Annotated in this window: 15 protein-coding genes; 9 read left to right on the forward strand and 6 right to left on the reverse strand. The window is 42.5% G+C overall.

What is annotated here, in order from left to right; all coding sequences use genetic code 11:
• Positions 1–36 precede the first annotated feature (36 nt).
• Both QTN47_RS26325 and QTN47_RS26330 read left to right on the forward strand, forming a co-directional pair.
• A complete protein-coding gene (locus QTN47_RS26325) occupies positions 37–960 on the forward strand; it encodes a FimB/Mfa2 family fimbrial subunit (protein WP_369332444.1) in 924 nt (307 codons plus the stop codon).
• A 121-nt stretch (positions 961–1,081) separates the two neighbouring features.
• A complete protein-coding gene (locus QTN47_RS26330) occupies positions 1,082–2,011 on the forward strand; it encodes a hypothetical protein (protein WP_369332445.1) in 930 nt (309 codons plus the stop codon).
• 838 nt (positions 2,012–2,849) lie between these two features.
• On the opposite strand, the gene cax is transcribed toward QTN47_RS26330, so the two are convergent.
• The 3 genes from cax to QTN47_RS26345 form a co-directional block, all read right to left on the reverse strand.
• Entirely contained in the window at positions 2,850–3,935 is a 1,086-nt protein-coding gene (gene cax, locus QTN47_RS26335) for a calcium/proton exchanger (RefSeq protein ID WP_369332446.1), read from the reverse strand.
• Positions 3,936–3,987: 52 nt separating this feature from the next.
• Complete coding sequence (locus QTN47_RS26340; protein ID WP_369332447.1) at positions 3,988–4,659, reverse strand: potassium channel family protein; 672 nt, start codon at positions 4,657–4,659, stop codon at positions 3,988–3,990.
• A gap of 689 nt (positions 4,660–5,348) precedes the next feature.
• The gene (locus QTN47_RS26345) at positions 5,349–6,458 is read right to left on the reverse strand and encodes an SGNH/GDSL hydrolase family protein (RefSeq protein WP_369332448.1); all 1,110 of its coding nucleotides are present in this window, start codon (positions 6,456–6,458) and stop codon (positions 5,349–5,351) included.
• 569 nt (positions 6,459–7,027) lie between these two features.
• Between QTN47_RS26345 and QTN47_RS26350 the strand changes: the two genes are divergently transcribed.
• Complete coding sequence (locus QTN47_RS26350; RefSeq protein WP_369332449.1) at positions 7,028–7,153, forward strand: hypothetical protein; 126 nt, start codon at positions 7,028–7,030, stop codon at positions 7,151–7,153.
• 279 nt (positions 7,154–7,432) lie between these two features.
• On the opposite strand, the gene QTN47_RS26355 is transcribed toward QTN47_RS26350, so the two are convergent.
• A complete protein-coding gene (locus tag QTN47_RS26355) occupies positions 7,433–9,970 on the reverse strand; it encodes a glycoside hydrolase family 38 N-terminal domain-containing protein (RefSeq protein WP_369332450.1) in 2,538 nt (845 codons plus the stop codon).
• Between the two features lie 263 nt (positions 9,971–10,233).
• Between QTN47_RS26355 and QTN47_RS26360 the strand changes: the two genes are divergently transcribed.
• On the forward strand, positions 10,234–13,158 hold the full coding sequence (locus QTN47_RS26360) for a discoidin domain-containing protein (protein ID WP_369332451.1): 2,925 nt from the start codon (positions 10,234–10,236) through the stop codon (positions 13,156–13,158).
• 231 nt (positions 13,159–13,389) lie between these two features.
• Here the strand turns inward: QTN47_RS26360 and QTN47_RS26365 are convergent, their stop codons facing one another.
• Positions 13,390–14,139 (reverse strand): response regulator transcription factor, encoded by a 750-nt coding sequence (locus tag QTN47_RS26365; RefSeq protein ID WP_369332452.1) that lies wholly within the window; start codon positions 14,137–14,139, stop codon positions 13,390–13,392.
• Positions 14,140–14,145: 6 nt separating this feature from the next.
• Positions 14,146–17,277 carry a ligand-binding sensor domain-containing protein gene (locus QTN47_RS26370; RefSeq protein WP_369332453.1) on the reverse strand — a complete coding sequence of 1,044 codons (3,132 nt, stop codon included), beginning with the start codon at positions 17,275–17,277 and terminating at the stop codon, positions 14,146–14,148.
• Positions 17,278–17,708: 431 nt separating this feature from the next.
• Between QTN47_RS26370 and QTN47_RS26375 the strand changes: the two genes are divergently transcribed.
• From QTN47_RS26375 to QTN47_RS26395, 5 genes are all read left to right on the forward strand, one after another.
• Positions 17,709–18,275: an RNA polymerase sigma factor gene (locus tag QTN47_RS26375; RefSeq protein WP_369332454.1), complete on the forward strand. Its 567-nt coding sequence runs from the start codon at positions 17,709–17,711 to the stop codon at positions 18,273–18,275.
• 47 nt (positions 18,276–18,322) lie between these two features.
• Positions 18,323–20,599, forward strand: a complete 2,277-nt coding sequence (locus QTN47_RS26380; RefSeq protein ID WP_369332455.1) for a GH92 family glycosyl hydrolase — start codon at positions 18,323–18,325, stop codon at positions 20,597–20,599.
• 351 nt (positions 20,600–20,950) lie between these two features.
• Positions 20,951–22,657 (forward strand): RagB/SusD family nutrient uptake outer membrane protein, encoded by a 1,707-nt coding sequence (locus QTN47_RS26385; protein ID WP_369332456.1) that lies wholly within the window; start codon positions 20,951–20,953, stop codon positions 22,655–22,657.
• A 23-nt stretch (positions 22,658–22,680) separates the two neighbouring features.
• Complete coding sequence (locus tag QTN47_RS26390) at positions 22,681–23,115, forward strand: DUF5004 domain-containing protein (RefSeq protein ID WP_369332457.1); 435 nt, start codon at positions 22,681–22,683, stop codon at positions 23,113–23,115.
• Positions 23,116–23,119: 4 nt separating this feature from the next.
• Positions 23,120–24,118: a DUF4961 domain-containing protein gene (locus QTN47_RS26395; RefSeq protein ID WP_369332458.1), complete on the forward strand. Its 999-nt coding sequence runs from the start codon at positions 23,120–23,122 to the stop codon at positions 24,116–24,118.
• Positions 24,119–24,155 lie beyond the last annotated feature (37 nt).

A 24,155-nucleotide genomic window follows, 5' to 3' on the forward strand; every position in this document is an offset into this window, starting at 1 on the left:
CAACTGCATTTATCCTCAGTCTAAATAAGAAACTATATGCCGGTTTTCTCGCCAACTAAAATGATTTTATCAATTTGTCTCTTAACGCTGGGAGCAGCATGTACAAAATCGATAAACGACGTTCCTCCAAATAACAATGCTGCCAGCCCGATTGAATCTTCGGCTTCAACTAAAAATTTTAAGGTGCAGTTTCAGATTGGAAATCTTGAAGTTTTAAATGGTAGGCATGCAAATAAGGAAATGCCGCTTAAAGACTATTTAAAACACTTATATTATGCAGCCTTCGATTCAACTGGTCGTCGAGTTAGCAAAATTGAGCAGGATTCTTCAATTAATGAGCTTGGTGCAACATTGGGAGTAATCAATGATTCATTGCCAGCCGGCAAATATACCGTCATGCTTATTGGTACAGCGTCTTGGTTTGCTACGGACAACAGCGACACCACTCTTGCCAGTATGTACTTCAAGCCATTGGGAGGGGAAGCATTTTTTAAAAAAATCACTATCACGGTTGGTGAAGCTGATACAGCCATTTCAAATATCAGACTTGAGCGAGTTACCGGGGAGTTGGAACTCAGGTTGACTGATACATTATCATCTGAAATTACCTGGGTATCGGTGATAGTTAATTATTTGGATCAGGCTTACTATGTGGCGGCGGACACATTGGGGCAATGGGGAGCTTCAAGCCAAGGCGTTCCGTATAGCCGTGATGTTAATCCTCTGGTAAGTATAAAACTCAGCATCTTAGGATCTGACGCTAAACAGCAGATCGTTTTGCATGCTTACGACAAAAATGGTGCAAAGATCTATCAAAAATTAATAAAGGATGTGGTGATTAAACCAAACCAGAAGCTTATTCTGCAGGGTGACCTGGCCGCTCAGGATAGTACTGTTGCCGGACAGCCGGTTATTTTCGACCCCGATTATGCTGGCGAACCAATCATAAAAAATTTCTAAATCATATACCCAATGTTAAACTTAATGCCGGCTGGCAACACCCGGCATTACTTTTCACAAGCTCTTCAAACTAACATCTTAACAATACTATTATTCAACAAAATTCAAAATCAAAACTGCAATGTCAAACATCTCTAACGTCAAAAAATTATTATGGGCATGTCTTTGCATTATTGGCGTGGCATGTACTAAAACGTCCACGTCACCTGAATCAAGTAACAACCCTACGCCGCCGGTAAATCCTTCAGTAAGCGCCAAATTGTATCCGGTTAATTTTAGTCTTGGCGATATTGAAGTGTCTAATAGCAGGATCGCAAGCAAGGAAGTTGCAGCCAGAAGTTATCTGCGTTATGTGTTGTATATCGCTTATGACTCAGCCGGCCATCTGGCGAGCAAGGTGGAGCAGGATTCAAGTTACAGTCAACATCTTGGCGCTGAGTTTGGAATAATCAGAGATTCACTTCCTGCCGGCAATTACACTATTGTTATGATTGGAAGTCGTGGCAAACCATATATGGGTGATAGCAGTGAATCGTTTTTGAATAAATTCTTTGTGCAGACTGCGGGTGATGAAATATTTTATAAAAAATTCAATGCTGTCGTGGGTGTGAAAGATACAGCAACAACGAGCGTGAAGCTTTCGCGTATTACCGGGGAGCTACAGTTAAATCTTACTGACTCACTTCCGGCTGAAGCGCAGCTTGTAAGAATGACACTTGACAATTTCCCCTTGTATTATTATCCAGGAGGAGATTCAGTGGGCAATATTGTTCCTCTTGGTTGGGCATGGCGTTATAATCGCGCAGAAAACCCATTATTTAACATTTCCAGTAGCATCTTTGGTTCTAATCAACCACATACCATTACAATTGAGGGCCTGACTGAGAATTACGAGACTGTGTGCGAGAAAGTGGTTCGTAATGTGTACGTTTATCCTAATAAGAGAACACTTTTAAAAGGGTCAATAAACACGGATTTCAGCGGAGCGATGACAGTATCTATTGATACAACCTATTCAGAAACAATTATTCAAAATTTTAAAAAGAAATAATAACAACCTAACGCAGCGGCAGGCGGACAACCTGTCGCTGCATATTTAGTTTGAAGACACATTCAGGTTAAACCACATAATTCTAAAATCAAATCGGCTCCTTCTCCATTTAGCTCATCTTGCAACCTCATACCCGGTGCGCACACCCGCTACACTCTTATACAGCATCGTTTTCAACTCTGATGAAAATATGCATCCGTCACCACTTCACTTTAACATGCAGATCGATAGCCGAAGGCTACATTGCGTGCTATCTGATTTTCCGATTGGCGTAATAAGAAATAAAAAGTATTTGTCCTACAACTGCGAGTTGTAGGACAAATACTTTTTCCCTCCAAATTGGTTTCTGCCGCATATTAAGGTGATAAATAATATTGCAATTCACAAATTTTAATTTGCTTGTTCCAACGTTAAGCATATATTTGTCTTGTAACCGTATCCAACCTGTGAAAATTCTTCACATCAGATCCATTTACAAAGAATCAAGTTTTCTTTTCCCATTGAAGTAACTATTTGCTAATCAGTTTTTTACCTGACCTGAAAGTCAATGTCGTCCAATATAAAACAAAGGCGGAGGACTTATAATACCTAGATTCTACAGGCGACCAGGTTTTGAAGAGACGATTGTGCAGGACTTTTAAATTTATTCGCGCTTAAGAAATAAAAAAATGCGCTACCCTTTCGGGGGAAGTAGGCTACATTTGCACATTTTTTGAAATCCCATACCTTTTGTGAAATTTAATGCCGGCCAGCAATGCCCGGCATTTCTTTTTTCTATGTGGTGTCACTTTGTAACATGATATGCATTAGGAACAAGGTTGCCCGGGTATGTTTTGGCCTAATCCATAAAAAACAATGTAACCCCAAAGATGGCATACACTGCAATAAGCAATACCCCTAAGTACCAGGTTGATTTACCATGATTGGAAGTCAATGCCACCGTTAACGTTCCAAAAAGCAGCATAAAAATGAGGCCGCCTGTAAAGCTAAGATCTATGGGGGCGGGCGCGATGAAATAACTAAGTATTACCATTAACGGAGTAACAAAAAGCGCAATCTGTGCCGAGCTTCCCATAGCAATGCCCACGCTTATATCCAGCTTGTTCTTTTTGGCAGCTGAAAAGGCTGCCATCATTTCTGCAGCAGCACCAACAATGGGAATAATGATGAAACCGATAAAACCTTGCGACAAACCTATTTTAGAAGCTGCATCCTGTACTCCTTCCACAAAAATTTCACTCACAATTGCAATGCAGGTGGCGGATATGGCGAGTACAATCAGCGAGATGTTCAGCGGCCATACATGTTCCTCTCCTTCATGACCGGTTTCTTCTGATTTGAAAAAGTCAGCATGCGTTTTTAAGGAGAACAACAAACTCAGCAGGTAAATCGCCATTAACAAAATAGAAATACCAAGACTGATCTGTCCCATCGCCGGCATGTTTTCTTCTTTTGAAACTTTAGCCACAACCGTTGGTACCATTAGCGCAATGCACACAATGAACAACAATGAAGACTGGATGAATGCATTCAGCTTATTAAAATTTTGCACCCTGAATTTTAATCCGCCGATAAGAAAAGAAACTCCCAGCATGAAAAGTGAATTGGTGACCACAGCGCCCGCAATGGATGCTTTTACAAGCTCTGTCAACCCCTGCCGGAGTGCAGCAATAAAAATCACCAGTTCGGTAAGATTGCCAAGCGTTGCATTAAGTAAGCCGCCGACTGTGTCACCGGTTTTGGCAGCAATACCTTCTGTTGAGTGCGATAAAAAACCGGCGAGCGGAATAATTGCTAATAGTGATAGCACAAACATAGTGGTATGCGACGCGCCATGTGTCCACTCAAGTACCAACACAACCGGTATAAATATGCCCATCCAGAAAATGGGTGTTGATTTGATGTCTTTCAAAAACTGGTGCATAAGATAGGGGCATTACATGTTGTATAATAAAGGCTCGTACTAAGCCCAATAATCATTTTTCTTTTTTTGTTCTTGACGATTCAAATTCCATAGACACGAGTCTCGCAATCAAAATGGCAGGGTATAACTGACCGATCAATGCTTCCAGGTTGGCAAGTGACCGGCTGAATGGTAATGCCGGGCTAATGTCGCCATAACCAACGGTGGTAAGCGTAACAAGACTGAAGTACATAAATTCCTTTCTGTCAGCAGAACTCAACCCTTTAAAAGCGATTTCCCCTTTCAACAGGAAAATAGAATGATATAAAAGCGCGAATATGAAGCTGATAAGCAGGTATACAACGATGGCCCCAAAAATACGATGTACAGTAACCGGACCTTCGCCAAATGTACGCAGCAGCACCACCCAGCTCAGGAGAATGCAATAAAATGCGGTAGTCAGATTATCTGCGACTGCAAATCCTGCCGAGCGCAATACTATACCTGCGGCGAGTAAAATCAGCAATATAAGCGTGATCCTTTTAAGTCGTGGATTTTTCAGCAACAGGAACATGCCGGCAACAAGCAAAGAAATATAGAAGAAGAGAAAAATGACCTGGCCAAAAACCGTTTTTTGACCAAGCGGGATAATAATGAAAATATGCGCCGCCAGAACAACCAGTAAAACGGTAAGGCTCGTTTCCTGTGCCCAAAACTGCTGGAAATTTTTTCCAATAGGTTTCATCTGTTGTGTCAGGGGGATTAATGTACAACCAAATCATTCATTTGAAATAGTACAACAGATTACCAGGGGCGATTGTTTATGGGATAACCCTTTAACCGTTAAACCGGAAAAATTGCGGGTGGACTATTTGAGATTTAATACCAATATTGCGAGGCAAGCTTTAGAGTACTTTTTACCATAATCCCTTCGGGCAATGTCATTAAGTTAAGAGATTTCATATCAAACGCTTATAAAATATCACCATCAGTTCTATATTCGGGAGACCTCTCCTGTCGTCGAGGTGACGTTGAGGTTGCAGACTTGCTCATTATTCTGTACTTGGTATTGATGCTGTTGTGATTACTTTTTCTGATAAGCCAGGATCGTCATATCGACGATAGGAGATATCTCCAAAGTTGAAGATGTCTGTGCTTAACTTAATGACATTGCCCAAAGGGATGATATTATTCTAAGCCATGTTGTTTAGTTAAGCCTGCATCGCCACTTTTCGAAAAGACTCCTGCTGTACCAAAGACAGTTCTGTGGTCAGAATTATTGCCAGATTGTAATTTGTTTGGGAATCTTGGTCTGCTCTCTATGCATCTCTGTGCCTTCTCCATGTTGCTCTGTGTAACTAAAAAATGCAGTTACACAGGAAAGACACAAGTAGATACGGAGTTGCACGGAGGCTTGTAAAACGAGTATCACGCTCATTTCCGCGATAAAATTTGTCGTATTGCTTTTTCATATGCCGTAGCATGCTGCATCATACCAATATCGTTTGGATGAATGCCATCTACGGTAGATTCTGCACCAAGCCCAATTGCTTTTGCCGTTAGCAGATAGATGTTTTTTATGCCGGATGATTTCATGTCTGTAAAAGTCCGCTGAAGTACTTTGTTCACCCGTTCACATTCAGCCAGGGTTGCACTATCCAAGCTTACGGAAGCAATGCCACAACTGTGCTCTGTTAACAAGATGGGTGTTGCCGGATGTTTTGACTGCAGGCTTTTAACCGATGCCTGTATGCGGGCCCGAACGGTGTCGTCAGGAAATTGATCTCTTGCAGTAAGATTGGGTAAACAATCAAGCACAAAAACAGAAGCCTCCGCTTCATTCAGAAGATCTGTTACTGCCGGTTCCAACCGGCCGTTTCCTGAGAAGCCAAGATTGATCACCGGCAAATCCAGCTTCCGGCCAAGAATATTCGTCCATGCAAGTCCGGGTCTGCTGGCACATGCGCCCTGTAATATTGAAGTGCCATACAAGACCAGCGGTTTCTTGTCACCAACCTTCGGAAAAACAACAGGATCCTTTTCCGGAGTGCCGATCTCCAGCCATTTTACTGTATTGTAAAGCGGTAAATACAGCCTGAAAAAAGTAAGTGGTGTTGCCGACTGAATATTGGTAAAGCGATAAGTGATGGTGTCTGAAAAATTGTATTTGCCTCTCGCCCAATGCCATTCTCCCTGTTTGTCTTTGGCGTAAAGATCAACGCCACTTACGCCGGTGGATGGCATGTGTGGCATGTTTAATCCGCCGCTTACAGCATAACGGACCACAATTTCTTTTGCATTGGTGGTGAAATCAATATATTCTCCCGCAGTATTGTGGGAAAGATTCCAGACTTCGGTACGAACTGTTTTTTCTGCTTTTGCAGGCAATCTGTCGTAGGGCCTGGAAAGCTCAGTTTGCCAGGCCCGGCCTTGTACTACAGGAAAATCAGCTGAGAGCGGATTTTGCCAGCGAATGGTTTCCTGGGCGTTTAATGACGAAATGCCTGTAACTATTAGCAGTGTCAATATTATTGTTGATTTCATATGCAATGTTGGTTGATAAGGTTAGCCGATGTGGTTTAGATGCGATGATTATTTGGGTATTACCTTTCACATCATTTATCATCCAAGATCGTTAAATAACGCAACATATCGAAATAATGAAACAGGTTTCGTTCTTTCACAGAGCAAGCGGTTGTACATAGATGGAGCTTCTAATCTCCCTTTTATTGCTTGCGCCCTTACAGGGCTTGATCGGTATTTGCTGTTTATTTTCATAGGGCGTTGCCCCATCCATAGGGCGTTGCCCCATGCTAGTGCTTCGACCCTTTCAGGGTCGGTCACGACGGAGTATTACCTGGAGAAAGTTAGTTATCATGTGAGGCCTTATATGTCCTTATATTTTTATGGGGATTACCTCATCTGTCGCTTCAGTTTAAGATGATCTTAGATTTCGGAAAATGGCCCGGGCAGGCCTCTTATATTCCCTTGCATGCCTTATATCCAACTAGTGAATAGTGAATGGTCACTGGTGAAGGGCCCAAACAGGCTGCGTAGGTATAAACTATTCTAGTCAGTATTAACCTCGGAGGTAAGGTCTTATACGCCCTTATATGACTTCTATACAACTGGTGAATAGTGAATGGTCAATGGTGAAGGGCACAAACTGGCTGAGTAGGGATAAACTACCCTGGTCAGCATTAACCTGGGGTGGTAAGGTCTTACACGCCCTTATATGACTTATATGGTTTAAAAAACTTCGCTTCGGTCAGCTTTAGGCTTTAGGCTTTGGGCTTTAAGCTTTATCAGTTGTTTACAAAGAAACGTTGGCGCCCGACACCTTACTTATATGGTTTAAAAAACTTCGCTTCGGTCAGCTTTAGGCTTTAAGCTTTATCAGTTGTTTACCAGGAAACGTTGGCGCGGCCGACACTTTACTTATATGTTTCAAAAAATTCTTCTATGTTTTACAATTGCGGCGTCGCCACCCATCATTTTCAATTTTCCCTTATCAATTTTCAATTAGCCCTCGCTCCCTTCATCCTCACCGTTCTTATCCCAAACACCGGTATCTCACATTCAAACGCCACCTTTTCATTCTTCTCATTTTTAACCTTCTTTGCAACTGTATTATTCAACTCCACTAAATCCACTTCATCCGCATAACAGTTAAAAGATATTTTATGTGTTAGCTGCTTGCTACCGTTGTTCACCAATCTTACATAAAGATCATCTCCGTTATAATACATCGCCGAAACTGCAATGCCTGAATCAAGATGCGAAATAAATTCCAATGAATTATTAGCTGTATTGTTGAATGATGCAGTAAGCGGTTCATTCCACTTAATGGTTTCATTGTTTAAGTCGGCAGCATCCCATTTGCCTTTGTGCGGTAGCAGCGCATAACGAATGTCCGAAGGGCCATCAACAGTATAATCCCGTCCCCATAAACCCACACCCGCGTATTGCATGGTAAGTGCCAGCGGAAAATTTGCGCCGTGGGAATAGCTTGTTACGTGATCAGAAAAGATTGCCATTCCGTAATTGGTCGCACCATCTGTAACATCCACCCAATTGTTAATGATGTTGTTTTTAATGCTGTCCCAGCTATTGTAAAATGTATTGCTCAATTTGCTTTCTGTAACATCCAGCGGTGCATCTTTATATACTTTTTGATGTTGAAGATTTAGTGGAAATGTCGCGATCAGTTTACAAGTGTCATTGTAAAAAGCCTTGTGCAGGTCTGTCAAATTGAAACCACCTTGTTGTTTGAAGTCTTCGCCAATGCCGTTTCTTCCGGAATATTCCAGGTGCAGGGAGCAGTCAATTAATCGTTCGCCCTGTGTTAAGCGAATGGTTTGGATAAATTTTGCATTACTTAATGTGCTTTCTATTTTCAGTCCGATCCTCAAGGGGCCATTTTCAATAATTGTAACCTTTGCGCTTGTTGTTTTGCTGGTTTTAAAACCGCCGTCAGTATAGAAATTTCCTCTTAGTGTATTAAAGCCGTTTGTGTTGTTGGCATCTACAAAGTCTTTATTGCCCAATGTTTTTGCAATGAGCTGCTGAATGCGTCCGCCTTCTGCCGGATTGATGACCAGCTTATACAGATCGGTTTCCATGGCAATCGTGCCATCCGGCAATTGCCGAATAACTGCGCTGGATCTTGAGTCTGCATGCTTACCTGTTGAGAGCACACTATATCCCAATGCAGGCGCAGAAGCTCTGACAAGTAGCGACCTGGATGAATCATTTCCGGTAACAAGCTGCGTGTTGTGACTGTTGAAGAGCCCATCCGTAATATGTTTTGTGTCAGCAGGTAATTTAACCTCAACTATTTCGTTCCTGTTAAATGCCGTTGCGTTATATACAACAATATTTTGCTGATTTGATGTTGTTTTGTTTAATGCCTGCAGTGAATGCTGAATAATTTTTTCACTAGCGGAGATGGTATTGCCGGTCCATACTTTTACATTGTCTGTCCAGGTGCCCCATTTTTGCTTGTTGTAGGGAACAATCCAACAATCGTGATGTTGTGCAAGCATCAGCGTTCGCCACGCTTCGTCAAACTCCTTTTGAGGATAAGGAACATTTGCATACAGCTTTGCAAGTGCTGCAGCTTTTTCGGCCATCGTGATCTTGTTTTCCGCCTGCCGCACCTGCTGGGCGATTCGTTGCAAAACCTGCGATCCCCAAACAAGGCTCACTTGTATATCTTCCTGCGAGAGGCGCCAGTCTTCTACGTTTTGTTTTTTCTCTATCAGGTTAAAATAATCGCGCCAGGTAGTATAACGTGCTGCGGACGTATTTTTCCCCAACCACCGACCGTTCTTCCAGCCGGCATCCTGCAAACACATGCCAACCGGATCCGTAATGCCCTGTTGAATGGAGGCATTAATGTAAGCGTGCGAATTGTTCCAGGCCGTTGTTTGCCAGGTAGATTTTTTCTGAAGTTCTTCGGATGCATAACGTGGCACGGTTAGGATGGAAGTACCATCAGGACCGATCCAGTTCAATGATTCCCCGCCATATGCTCTTACATAACCGCCCCAGCAGGTATTCGGATTTTTTAATGAGGCGTATTTAAAACCCAGTGATTTCAATATTTGAGGAAGCGCACTTGTGAAGCAGGGCTCTTCGGTGGAATAAGTGGTGAAAGTAATGCCGGGAAAATGTTCTTTCAGTTTTCGCATGCCATATTGAAATTGCCTGATAATGCTTTCTGCTGAAATATTGTAGAGGTAGCTTTGTCCGTAAGCAGGGTTAACATATTCGACCGGGTTTTCTGAGTTGTCCAGCAACTTTTGAAACACTGCATAGTTAGATGGATCCTTCAATGCCACGGTATCCCATGTTTCCGGTTCGATCTCAAGGTTAATCTTCCAATCCTTATAATGCTGCAAGGTATCCGTCATAAATTTGGTGACCCACAAAGGATAGTGACCATAAATGCCACCGTGAAAACCATCAACAAAATAACTCGTCTGTGCAGGAAGATTCTTGCAAACGCCGGACAAAAGAAAAACGGACAATAAGGCTCTGTATATTTTTTTCACAAACTTGCTTTAAATAAAAATGGCAGATACCGTTTTTAATGAACCTGGTTGCTTAACGCGTGGGAAAGCAACAGGTTCATGGTAAGCTGCACATTCGTGAACTGATGTTGTGTTGTTAAGGATCGTTGGCTTATGCGTTCGCCCGCTGTTAAACCGGCTTATAATAGTAACCTTAGGCTCCGTTTTCCTCCATCGCTAAATTCTTTTTTATGTTTTGAGGTCTGCGGATAATTAAGTGACTATCTGGAAACAATTTTTTAGTGATGGCATTTAAAACGGAAATGCTCCTGATCTTTTTGACCGGAGCAATGTATGCGCACGCACAGCAGAAGATTTCTCTGAACAGTGATAATAAAGAAGTTCAGTGGAAGGTGAAACCGCAGGATGAAGTAAGAACTGATAGCGTGAAAATGTATACCACGAGTTATAGTGATGGCAATTGGGTGAATGCGGTTGTGCCCGGAACGGTGTTTACTTCTTATGTAAATGTTGGGGTTGAAAAAGATCCGAATTACGGCGATAATATTTACCAGGTCGATAAATCTAAATACAATAAAAACTTTTGGTACAGAACAACTTTTGCTGTCCCCGTTGCCAATAGCGATAAGCAGATCTGGCTGAATTTTGAAGGCATTAACCGCAAGGGCGAAATATTTCTGAACGGTGTTCGTTTAGGCTTGCTTGATGGTTTTATGCATCGCGGCAAATTCAATATAACCGGCATAGTAAAAAAGAATGAACAAAATATATTGGCTGTGCTTGTGCAATATCCGCCGTTACCAATAGCGAATCACCAGAGCCCTACCTACATTTCGGGTGATGGCTGGGATTGGATGCCCTCTGTTCCTGGTTTATTATCGGGTATTACAGATGATGTATATCTGGCTGTTACAGGTGGTGTTACCGTGGTTGATCCCTGGATCCGCACAACTGTTCCTTCAAAAGATAAGGGGATCATCCATTTGAAATTTGATCTAACAAACGCCGGGGCAAAGGATGAAAAAGGCGAATGTATTGTAACGATTAATCCTGGCAACATTCGGTTGCATAAAAAAGTGGACATCAAATCAGGACAGACAATTAATGTGAGTTTTGATTCTACCCATTATAAAGATCTTGTTATTAACCATCCGAAACTTTGGTGGCCGAATGGATATGGCGAACCCAACCTGTATACCTGCGATCTAAAATATGTTGCCGGAAACGATACTTCAGACAGCAAGCGGATCAACTTCGGAATAAGAGAATACAGCTATGATACAGCCGGAAGTGTATTTCATATCTATGTTAACGGAGAACGCATTTATGTAAAAGGCGGCAACTGGGGCATGAGTGAATATTTACTGCGTTGTCGCGGGGAAGAGTATGATACAAAAGTAAAGTTGCACAAAGAAATGAACATGAACATGATCCGCAATTGGATCGGTTCTGTTACAGATGAAGAATTTTATGATGCCTGTGACAAATATGGCATGCTGGTATGGGATGATTTCTGGTTAAACTCTCATCCCAATCTTCCGGATGATATAATGGCTTTTAACCTGAATGCGGTGGAAAAGATCAAGCGACTGCGTAACCATCCGGGCATAGCCGTATGGTGCGGCGACAATGAAGGTTATCCCTTGCCGCCGCTAAACGGTTGGTTACGTGAAAATGTAAAAACGTTTGATAACGGCGACAGATGGTATCAGCCCAATTCGCATAGTGATGCCCTGACTGGCAGTGGGCCCTGGGCGAATTTTCCTGCGGACTGGTATTTCACAAAATATCCCGGTGGCTTTGGAGGAAACAGGGGTTGGGGATTCCGCACAGAAATAGGCACAGCGGTATTTACAACATTTGAAAGCTTTAAGAAATTTATGCCGGAGAAAGACTGGTGGCCGAGAAATGACATGTGGGACAAACATTTCTTTGGCAAATCTGCCGCGAATGGTGGTCCGGATATTTATGAGAGATCGTTAAACGCGCGTTATGGCAAAGCTACCGGTATCGAAGATTTCTGCCGTAAAGCACAGCTTCTGAATATTGAAACGAATAAGGCATTGTTTGAAGGCTGGCTGCACAATATGTGGAACGATGCTTCCGGCGTAATGACCTGGATGAGCCAGTCTGCCTATCCTTCCTTTGTGTGGCAGACATACGATTATTACTACGACCTTAATGGCGCTTATTGGGGAGTGAAAAAAGCTTGTGAGCCGGTTCACATACAGATGAATCCTGCCGACAACGCGGTGAATGTAATTAATACGACTTGTGAAAGCCTCAGTGACCTTACCGCTGAGGCGCGGGTATATAATATGGATGGAACGGTGCAGGAAAAGTATTCAAAGAGCCTGGCTGTACGCGCTCCCTCAAATGCATCCACGCCTTGCTTTAAAGTAGATTTTTTGATGGATAACCTGGCTTACAGAAAGACTGTTGTGGCATCATCTTCTCCCGGCGACTTTGAGCCTGCGGAATGCATTGTGGACAACAACACTTCCAGCCGCTGGGCCAGCAGATCAAATGATAACGAGTGGATTTATGTTGATCTTGGTCAGCCGACGGAAGTAGGAAGCGTTGTATTGAATTGGGAGACGGCTTATGCCAAAGTCTATAAACTACAGATAGCTACTGATACTACAAACTGGCAGGATGTTTATGCAACAACAGATGGCAAGGGCGGAACAGAGACAATTAAGATTAAGCCGGTAACTGCGCGGTACATTAAAATGCTTGGCATAAAAAGAGCAACGCAATGGGGTTATTCTTTGTATGAAATGCAGGTGTTTAGCAGCAAAAAAGTTGAAAGTGGTTTGTCTGCCGTACATTTTGTCAAACTTTCTCTTAAGAACAAAAAAGGACATTTATTAAGTGATAATTTCTACTGGCGCAGTACCAGGCCGAATGATTATACAGCTTTAAACGCTTTGCCCAAAGCAACCGTAAAAGTCTCGACAAGTATTTTAAAATCAAGCGGTAAAGCCGTTATATTGGCAACAGTAGCCAATTCAAATAAAGCCGTTGCATTTGCAGTGCATGTACAGGCAGTGAGAAAAAGTGATGGTGAAAGAATTTTCCCTGCGGTGATGAACGACAATTACTTCACACTTTTAAAGGGAGAAAGTAAAACCGTTACGATTGAGTTTGACGAGAAGCTATTGGGTAATGGAGAATACAGCATTGTTGCAGAACCTTATAATAAATAGGCGTTGTACCCTCTGCGGAACCTCCAGGTTCCGCAGTTTTACTGCATCGCCTCAGGCGATATAACTAATCGCTGCAAGCGATAAAATAATCCCGCGAAGCCTGGAGGCTTAGCGGAGCGGTAGAGCGCCTGGCTTGTGTGCGAATTAGTCATTTATCCGGTGGCATGCTCTGTGTAACTCAGTGCCTTCTCCGTGAAACTCTGTGTAACTGTATCCTTTGGCTTCTTCATCTTATCCCCGCAAATACTCCGAAGGCATCATTCCAAATTGCTTCTCAAAATTTTTGCTGAAAATTTTAGGGGAGCTGTAGCCTACTATTTCAGATACTTCATTCACATTATGACCAGCACTCATTAATTCCGCAGCCTTTTTCAAACGTGTAAGATTAATCAGGTCATTGGGCGTAAGATCTGAGATGGCATTAATCTTTCTATAGAAAGTTGGCCGGCTCATGTTCATATACTTTGCCAGGCGATCCACATCCAGTTCGGTGTCCTGCAAATGCTCAATGATCACCTGGTTGACTCTATCCAAAAAACGTTCATCAGACTTAGTGTGTGCAATCGTTTTTAAATGGGCCAGCGGTGAGTTGGCAAAATAGGCTTTGATCTTGTTGCGGTTAGCCAGCAGGCTGCTTATCTGCATTTTTAAATGCTTAGGAGAAAAGGGCTTTTCGATATATACATCCGCCCCAAGTTCCAATCCTTCCAGCTTTGCCTGTAAGGTATTTTTTGCCGTTAATAAAATGCAGGGCAAATGACTCAGTTCCACATCAGATTTAATCAGTTTACAAAATTCAAAGCCATCCATTACCGGCATCATTACGTCACTCACAATAAGATCAACCATTTCATGACGCAACAGATCCAGCGCTTCTTTACCGTTCCTGGTTTTAAGAATGGTGTAGCTATCGTCTAAGTTACTTTCAATAAAATCCAGGATCTCTTCATTGTCCTCTACCAGCAATATGATCGGTTGCATGTTTTTCTATTTATGATTATCTCCCTGGTGTACAGGCAGCGTCAAAATAAATACATTCATTTCAATTGACGAACGGTCCAGAATAAGTGTTCCTCCATGCATTTCTGCAAGCGATCTGCTCAACGTCAGGCCGATCCCCGTTCCGGCATTATTGGAAGTCTCTTTTATACGGTAAAAGCTTTGGAAGATAAGGTCCTTGTTCTCATCCGGGATAAGAAAGCCGTCGTTACTAAAGATAATGCTGTAAGCGTCCTTTTGAGGATTGGCATATTCAAGTGTTATCGCCGCTTTGCTGCCTGCATATTTGATTGCGTTATCCATCAGGTTGCTGAATATCTTATTGAGTGCTTCCTCATCAGCTTCGGCCCACAAGTCGTCTACATAATTAAATTCAACTGTAATTTTTCTCTTCTCAGCGATTGGTTTAAACCGGATATAATGATCATGCAGTAAAGCAGAGACATTTGTTCGTGCAAAATTCAGATGAAAACCATTCTGCTCTATCTTTCTAAAGTCCAGCAACTGATTTGCAAGCTGCATTAATCTTTCAGTATTTCTACTCATCAGTTCGACACTTTTCTTTATTGCAGGCAACTCGTCAATCTGGTCCATGATGTTTTCCATCGGTCCTTTTATCAACGTCAGGGGTGTTTTAATTTCGTGTGCCACATTGGTGAAGAAGTTCAGCTTATCCTCATAATTTTCCTTTTCCTTTTCATAAGCCAGCTTTTCCAACCTGCGTTTGTTTCTTGCGCGCGACCTGTCTATAAAGAATTTTATCACAAAGAATATAATGAGCAAAGAAGCCACTACGTATAAGGTATAAGCCCACCATGTTTGCCAGAACTGTGGAAGGATTTCAATCTCAAGCGTGGTGTAATTATCCATCGCATTTTTATCATCCAGGCTCTTTACAATAAATGTGTACTTACCTGGTGGTAGTTCGGTGAAGTATGCTTTACGATTGGTAGTTAAATAGGTCCAGCCCTTATCCAGTCCTTCCAGTTTATACGCATAAGCCATCCTGGAGGGCGCACTGAAATTGAGTGCGGCAAAATCAATACTGAATGATGCCTGGTTGTGCCTGAGCACTAACTTTTTTGTAAAGCTGATGGACTGTGTTAATGGCGAATGGTCTTTAGCAATGCCCAGTTCTTTATTATACACCTGGAATCCTGTAATGTACACGGGCGGAATAAAGGCATTGCTTGTGATTGAATCGGGGTTAAAACTCACCATACCTTTTACACTGCCAAAATACATGTTGCCTGCATCGTCTTTGCATGCTGATCTGTAATTAAACTGATCTGTTAGCAAACCTTGCGATTGGGTAAATATTTTAACGTCTTTGGTGGCTGGCGTAAATCGCGCAAGCCCTTTTGAAGTGCTCAGCCACAAATTGTTTTTATTGTCTTCCAGTATAGCGCAGATCACGTCAGCAGGTAGACCATCACGTGAAGTAACGATCTTTAGTGCATGCGTTTCCGGCCGATAACGGCAAAGTCCGCCTTCCGTTGCAAACCAGATCACAGAATCCTTATCGCAATAAATGTAGTTGATAATATTGCTGGCAATGGACTGATTGTTATTTACTGAAAAGTAAAAATGATCGGACTTGCCGGTCGCGACGTTATAAACATACACGCCGTCACCATAAGTGCCACCCCAGATATTGCCTTTCTTATCCTCACACAGGGCACGGAAAAATGCCTTCGGTAATGCTGTTATTCTTTCAAAATTGTTTTTCGCAGGCAGGTAACGGTATGCGCCTTTGTCGGTGGCTACAATTATATCTCCATTGCTTGCTTTTAACATCGCGCAGATGAAATTGCTGCCGATGGAAGAATTAACGGTATTGTAGTTATGCAGGCGCTTTCCGTTCTTGTCAAGAATGTCAAGCCCGTGTAGGTATGTTCCCGCCCATACGGTGTCGCCACTAACCAACATGCCGTGTATATTGGAATATGAAACACTCTGTTTATTTGTTTCTGGTTTGAAGTTGATAAAAATGCCGGTTGCAGGATCATATTTGTTCAACCCGCCATCTTCCGTTCCTATCCATAAATTATTGTATTTATCGCGATGCATTTCGCTAACCGCATTGCCACTGATTGAATTGCTGTCTGTTTTGGGAAAATATTTTTTAAAGACAATTTCCTGTTTTGGATAATAATTTACGCCGCCGAAATACGTGCCTGCCCAAATGCCTCCCTGCTTATCGCGCCACAGTGTGTGCACAATATCATCGGACAAAGAATATGGATCATTGTAATTTTTTCTCAGGTTGGAATATGTACCTGTTGCAATATTTAAAATATAGATGCCCGATTGTGTGGCGATCCAGTAAGTGTTTTTGTCAATGGCAAGTATATCGCGGACAATGATGTCTGTTTTGTCCGCATTTAAAGTCAGGATGTCTTTATATATGCCGGTCTTTGTATCCAGCAGTTTTAGGCCCTGGTTGTATGTGCCCACCAGCAGCTGTCCGTTATCCAGTTCATAAATCGACTGGATCCATTTGGACACCGCATAGCCGGATTTATTGAACATGTCGTAAACAACATCAAATGTATCTTTCTGTGCATTGTATTTTTCAACAACTCCTGCAGAGGTACATACCCAAAGGCTTTTATCTTTTAATATATTGTAGGATGTAACTTCTTTGTTAACAACAAAACGCTTTAGTTTTTTTGTTTTCTTGTTGAAGCGGTACAATGTGTAAAGCGTAATATAATATACATCATCGCCTTCCACTTTAACGGAAAGAACGGAAACGTTGCCTGCCTGTTTGAATTGGGTGAAGCTTTCTGTGAGCTCATCAAATATGAACAATCCCTTTTCTGTACCAACCCAGATCTTTTTATCGCTGTCTTCCGAGATGCACATGATGGCATTGCTGCCAATGCTATTCTTGTTGCCGGGATCGTTTCTGAAGATTTTATAGGAAAGGCCGTCAAAGCGGTTCAACCCGTCGCGTGTGCCGAACCACATAAAGCCAAGATGATCCTGCAACATGCAAAGCACTGCGTTGTTGGACAAACCATCTTCTACCTGGTAATGGGTAAAATAATAGGGCTGTGCATTACCACGGCATATTGTTAAAACGCTGAACAGAAGCAGCACAAGACACTTTCTCATATCGCAACGCATCATTGAAAATAGGAAAATTATAATTGTCAAATTCAATGTCATTGCCGTCTGCTTTAGCTGACGGATAATGATTGAGCTCTTAACTATGGCTTTAGCCATAAAAAATAAGTTTGTGGCTAAAGCCAGGAACAAAAGACGAATTGCTGTCCGTCAGCTAAAGCAGACGGCAATGACTTACCTTTCATTAACCCGATTAGATCCATTCAGCATCCATCTTCGCAAATAACATTGAGCGGTCAAATTACAACGATTGCGTATACAAACAGACCTGTTACCAAACAATGAGACAAATCCATCCAAACATGAAACAAAAAATCATCGTTTAACGGATTTTACTTGCTCTTTTTGCCTGTTAATTGATTGCACACTTATGAGAGGAAGACTTGCACCTGTGTCAAGCGTTTTAAATACTGATTGCTATGCTTAATAACGACCATCCGTATTGCCGGTTATGCGACAAAAAATTATTCGAGCTCGTTCAAAATGACGATAAGAAAGCTTTTGATCAGATCTATTGCCGGTACTTTAATTTTTTAACTAATTCGGCAGCGAAGCACTTGCAGTCAAGGCAAAAGGCAGAGGACCTGGTGCAGGAGATCTTTATAAGTTTCTACAACAGGCGAAACAGCATCGAGTTTTCAGTGTCCTTAAGAGCTTATTTATGCCAGGCGTTGAAGTTTAAAATAATGAACGAATACAGGTCGCAGAACATACGCAATACTTATCAAAAAGCCGTTCATTATTCAAGTGCACAGGGCAACAGAACAGATTATTACCAGGTGTATGAGACGAAGGAACTGGCACACAACATCAGCCGTTCCATTAACCTGTTGCCTGAAAAATGCAGGGAAGCATTTTTGTTGAGCAGAGCTGAAGAGCTTTCCTACAAAGATATTTCAGGGCATTTGGGCATATCCGTCAGCACAGTTGAAAAACATATTATAAAGGCATTGAAGTTTTTAAAAGGAAACCTCAACCTGCAATAGTTTCTGTTTCGATTGCTTTACATCACCCGTTATTCTTATTACAACCAATGGTCAGATTTTTACAGAAAAACATCACGGTCGCGTGCTTGCTGATAGCATCTGCTGCAAATGCGCAAAAGAATTTAGTAGATTATCTAAACACCTTTCAGGGAACTAATTCCGAATGGGATCTGTCTTATGGCAACACTTATCCCACAGTCGCCCTGCCTTTTCCGGTGCACTCATGGTCGCCACAAACCGGTAAGAATGGTGATGGATGGAAATATACCTGGAAAGCAACTACTATCAGGGGCTTTCAGGAAGTACATCAGTGTAGCCCATGGATGGGCGATTACGGCGTATTTACATTGATGCCTGTGGCTGGCAATCTTGTTGTGAAGGATAATGAAAGAGCTGTCTCCTTCAAACATGAGAATGAAATAGCGAAGCCATCTTATTATAAAGTGAAGCTGGACAATGGTGTTACTGCTGAAATAGCGCCGACTGAGCGCGGCGGCCACATGCGTTTTTCATTTCCTTCATCAAAAGAATCGTTTGTCGTACTTGACGGATATACCAAATTCAGCGAGGTAAAAATTATTCCGGAGGAAAGAAAACTGGTTGGGTATGTTACCAACGGCACATTCATTCCGAAGGAGTTTAAAAACTATTTTGTAATTGTTTTTGATCAACCATTTACTGATTACGGTACATGGAAAAATGAAAGCGGTAAGATCAACAATAAAAACCAGTTTGATTCCGGCATGCAAACCGGCGCTTATGTGCAGTTTAAGAAAGGCGTGAAAGTGCAGGCGAAAATTGCCTCTTCCTATATTAGTCCGGACCAAGCGGAGCTTACGCTGCAGCAGGAATTGGGGAAGTTCCAGAAACTCGAACAAACCAAAGTTGCGGCCGATAATATCTGGAACACATTGCTTGGCCGGGTAAAAGTAGAAGGCGGAACAGAAGATGAAAAAGCAACGTTCTATTCCTGCTTGTTCAGGGCCAGCTTGTTCAGCCATAAATTTTATGAGATAAAAGCAGATGGTAGTCCTTATTACTTCAGTCCTTACGACGCTAAGGTTCATGATGGTTATATGTATACCGATAACGGCTTCTGGGACACTTTCCGCGCGCAGTTTCCCCTGAGCAATATTCTGCATCCGACAATGGAGGGCCGTTATATGAAGTCTTTGCTGGATGCGCAGGAACAGTATGGCTTCTATCCTACCTGGTCAAACCCCGGAATGTCGGGTGTAATGGTGGGCAATCATGCCATTTCCCTTCTTACAGATGCGTGGGTGAAAGGCATCCGCACATTCGATCCCAAAAAAGCACTGGAAGCATATTTACATGAAGCAACCAACAAAGGGTTCTGGGGCGGATCAAGCGGAAGGGAAGGACACGAATATTGGTTCTCGCTGGGCTACATTCCTTATCCCACTATTTCCGAAAGCGGAGCGAAAACATTGGAATATGCGTATGATGATTTCTGCGCCTACAACCTTGCAAAGCTTACAGGCAACACATTTTACGAGAAGATTTTTGCAAGGCAAATGTTTAACTACAAAAACCTTTTTGATTCAACCGTTGGGTTTATGAGAGGAAGGCAAAAGAATGGAGAGTGGGTTCCCAATTTTGACCCGGTTGAATGGGGTGGGCCTTTTACAGAAGGCAATTCCTGGCACTGGACATGGTCTGTATTTCATGACATCAACGGTCTGATTGGAATGATGGGTGGCGAACAGAAATTCAACGCAAAACTCGACAGCCTTTTTACTGCACCTAATACAGTTAAATATGGCAGCTATGGCCATGAGATTCATGAAATGAAAGAAATGGTGCTGCAAAATATTGGCCAGTATGCACATGGCAACGAGCCGGTACAACATGCGGCTTATCTGTATAATTACAGCCGCCAGCCATGGAAAGCGCAGAAACAATTGCGCGGGATAATGGCTAAGATCTACAATGCTTCACCAAGTGGTTTTCCGGGCGATGAAGACCAGGGTGAAACTTCTTCCTGGTATGTGTTGAGTGCATTGGGATTGTATGGTGTTTGTCCCGGTACGGATCAGTACGTTCTCGGAAGCCCTGTTTTTAACAAGATCACCATCACACTCGAGAATGGAAAGCAGTTTGTAATTGAAGCGAATAACAACAGCAGCAAGAATGTTTACATAAAGTCTGCAAAGTTGAATAACGTGGATTACAACCATAACTGGATTACTTATAACGACATTATCAACGGAGGAACACTTCATTTGGAAATGAGCGATGAGCCAAATACCTCAAGAGGAATTAATGATGAGGACAGACCTTTCTCTGTTTCATTGAAAAAATAGACAAACAGATGGAGGTTATGCATTTTATAAGTGACGATATGCTATGATCCTATAAAAAAGTGTTTCCTGCGTTTTTATTGCTTGCGTGTAACAACTGCCAAACAGGAAAACTTTCTTAAACAGACCATAACTACTGACTAACTCAAATGAAATTTTTTGCTGACAGCATTCTGTCGCCGGATTTTTTACATAAAGTATAGTCCGTTATCATCAAACAATGATGGCGGATTTAGAAAAGGAGCACCTGCCAGTTGATAGTGCCGTAAAAGGCACTATTCAATTTTAGTAAAAAATGCGCGCGACCGTAGAGGTCTCAAAAAAATGAGTGACGATACTTTTAATAACGATCATATGAAAATAGTATTCTTTGGTGCCTTTTTAGCTTGTATATGTATTGTTACTTCCTGCACAAAAGAAGGCTTTCTTGATAAAACCACTACCACGGATCTGAGCGAAACATCAGTGTTTTCTGATAGTGCCCGCTCGATGGATTTTCTTACGAATATCTACACCAATGTGGATTTCAGTTTTAGCCTTACCAGGTTTAACGGGGCCGCCGGCCTGGATGCCTCCAGTGATGAGGCGGAAGGTCCATTGTCCACCACAGTTACAACCTACAATCAGTTTGCATCTGCTTCTGTAAGTGCATTTAACATTGCAACTGATGCATGGAACACGCCTTACACGCAAATAAGGGCTGTGAATCAATTCCTGGCACATTTGCCATCAGTGCCTTTTAACGATATGCTTAAAAGAAGAACAAGAGGAGAAGCCCTCTTTTTACGTGCCTGGTACTATGCAACTATGCTGAAACACTATGGCGGTGTTCCGTTGATTGGAGATACTGTTTATAAAGAAAGCGACAAAATAAATACCGTTAGAAGTACTTACGAACAATGCGTGAACTACATCGTTCAGCAATGTGACGACGCCGCTTCCATATTGCCGGCCAGCTATGCTGGACTTGATTATGGAAGAGTGACCAGGGGTGCTGCACTGGCTTTGAAAGCACGCGTATTGTTGTATGCAGCGAGTCCGTTGTTTAATGGCGGTTCAGATGCTGACGGTGATCTGAAGCCGCTGGTAAGTTATCCTGCTTATGATGCCAACCGCTGGTCGCTTGCAGCCGAAGCCGCAAAAGCAGTAATAAACCTCGGCGCTTATAATTTGTATGTAGATAACAATACAAAATCAGGATACGGGTTTTATCAACTGTTTCAAAAGCGTGTGAACAGCGAATACATCTTCGCAAAAATGACACCCGATAATAAAGACCTGGAAAACTTATGGCGCCCACCATCAAGCGGCGGTAGCACAACAAGCGGATCATTCCCTTATCAGAATCTTGTGGATGCATTCGGAATGAAAAATGGAATGGCGATTACAGATGCAGGTTCAGGCTATGATCCTGCCAATCCTTACTCAAACAGGGATCCCCGTCTGGACTTTACCGTTACACACAATCTCTCCCAGATCTATGTGGCTTATGATCAGCTAAGGCCAGTGTACACATACGATGGTGAGCCTAATGGTAACGGGTTTGGTGCAGGTACGCCAACCGGGTATTACGGTAATAAAATGTGTAACGATAATGTTGTGCCTAATTACTTCTTCAACGTTAGTTCCCGTTGTTACCCGATGATCAGGTATGCAGACATACTATTGATGTATGCAGAAGCAACCAATGAGTTTGAAGGTCCTAACCAGGAAGTATATAACGCTGTGGAGCAGGTAAGACAACGCGCAGGCCTGGATCCTTACCAACTGAAAACCGGGCTAACCAAAGATGAAATGCGCAAAGTCATTCAGCATGAAAGGAGGGTAGAGCTGGCATTTGAAGAGCAACGTTTCTGGGATGTAAGAAGATGGAAGATCGCTGATCAGACTGACAGCCAAACCATGACCGGGATGCGTGTAAAAAAAGATGATAACGGTAACTACACTTATGTAATCGAAAACGTTCGTAAACGCAGCTTCAGAAGCGCTATGTACCTGTGGCCAATACCACAAAGCGAAACAGCAAAATCAACTGACCTGCGGCAGAACCCCGGATATTAATATAACCACATAACTATAATTATATGCTTGCGCGAAAATTGCTTCTACTTGTTATTGTTATTGCAACAATGGCATCCTGCGTAACCAAAAAAGATCTTTTGGCCGAGCCGGTGAAAGATCTGAATGCCCAGTGGCGCATTCAAACTGTAACCCGCAATTCAACAGATATTACACAGTTCATTGACTCAGCGGGCTTCAGACTCACATTACAAGCAGATAACACTTACACTTTAACCGGCAACAACATTCCCTTTCTGGTAAACAGTGCCGCCGGTAAATGGGCTTCTGATGATCCGCAGTATCCGTATAACATCATGTTTACGCCAACTGACAGTTCCAAAGCTTTTAGCGGAAGTATTGCTACCCCTGCTTCACGCGGACTTCGGACACTTAGCATAACATTCAGCCCCGGCTGTCATTCCAACACATATGTATACACATTTGAAAAAGTTTATTAATCGTATGCAGCCAGTCAAAACAAAGAATAAAAAGCCGTACAGAAGATATATCTACCTGTTATTGTTTGTGGCATTCGCGGGATTGGTGATCACCGCCTGCGTGTCAACACTTACCATTGTCAGCCAGGATTCATCAGTAAAGCCAGGCGATTCTGCACACATGGTGATCGGTCTGCAATGGACGCAGATCAACTATGACCGTAATGACAGGCAGATTGTAGGTATATGCGTTCCCAAATCGTGGAATGCATCAAAAAATACAACCATGACTTATACAAGTGATGTGGGTAACGGCAAAATGGTGCTGATTCCTGAGGGCATTGTTGATCCTGCAAGCGGTCTTTCTTACGCAGCTGCAATGTCAAAGAAATTTGGTATAGGGCCCAACTACATCAATGATATGGAGTGGATCGTTTTCTGGAGTGATAACAAGCTGTTTGCTGCGAACCAGACCACAGTAAATGGCAAGATCTACATCAGCATAAAAACAGGCACGGATTACCTCAGCTTTAAACCGGGCTATGCAATGTGTGAAGATGAGGATGGACTGTCTGATGCCAACTCAGGCTACTATCAAAGCCAGTTTGGAACCTGTATGGAAGTAATTGGTACAGGTGACGAAGATGTGCAGGACTTCTGTAATCCGCAAATTGGTCTTGGCGAACCTTCCAACTCCACAGAGAATGATATCATCACCGTAAAATACAACGGCAGCCTGGATACATCGCCGCTGAAAGACAAGCAGGATATTTATTTCTGCGCCAAGGCATTCACCAATACGGGGGACAGCCTTGTTATATGTCAGCCTTCCGCTGAAACAAAGCTTACCAATTACGGCTTGCAGCAGTGGCGGATTGATTTCTGGCCGAAGAAATTTTTCAACCTGAAGCCGGGGGTAACGCTTAAACAGATCCAATACTATTTCACTGATGAAAGCGGCACGCTCAAAACCGGATACGGTAATACAGCCGACCCATTCAAATACACTTTTAAATGCAAATAAATAATAACGGTACCCGGTTTGTGTACAGCCGTTATCG

The sequence above is a fragment of the Danxiaibacter flavus genome, from assembly GCF_041060425.1.
GTDB lineage: Bacteria > Bacteroidota > Bacteroidia > Chitinophagales > Chitinophagaceae > Danxiaibacter > Danxiaibacter flavus.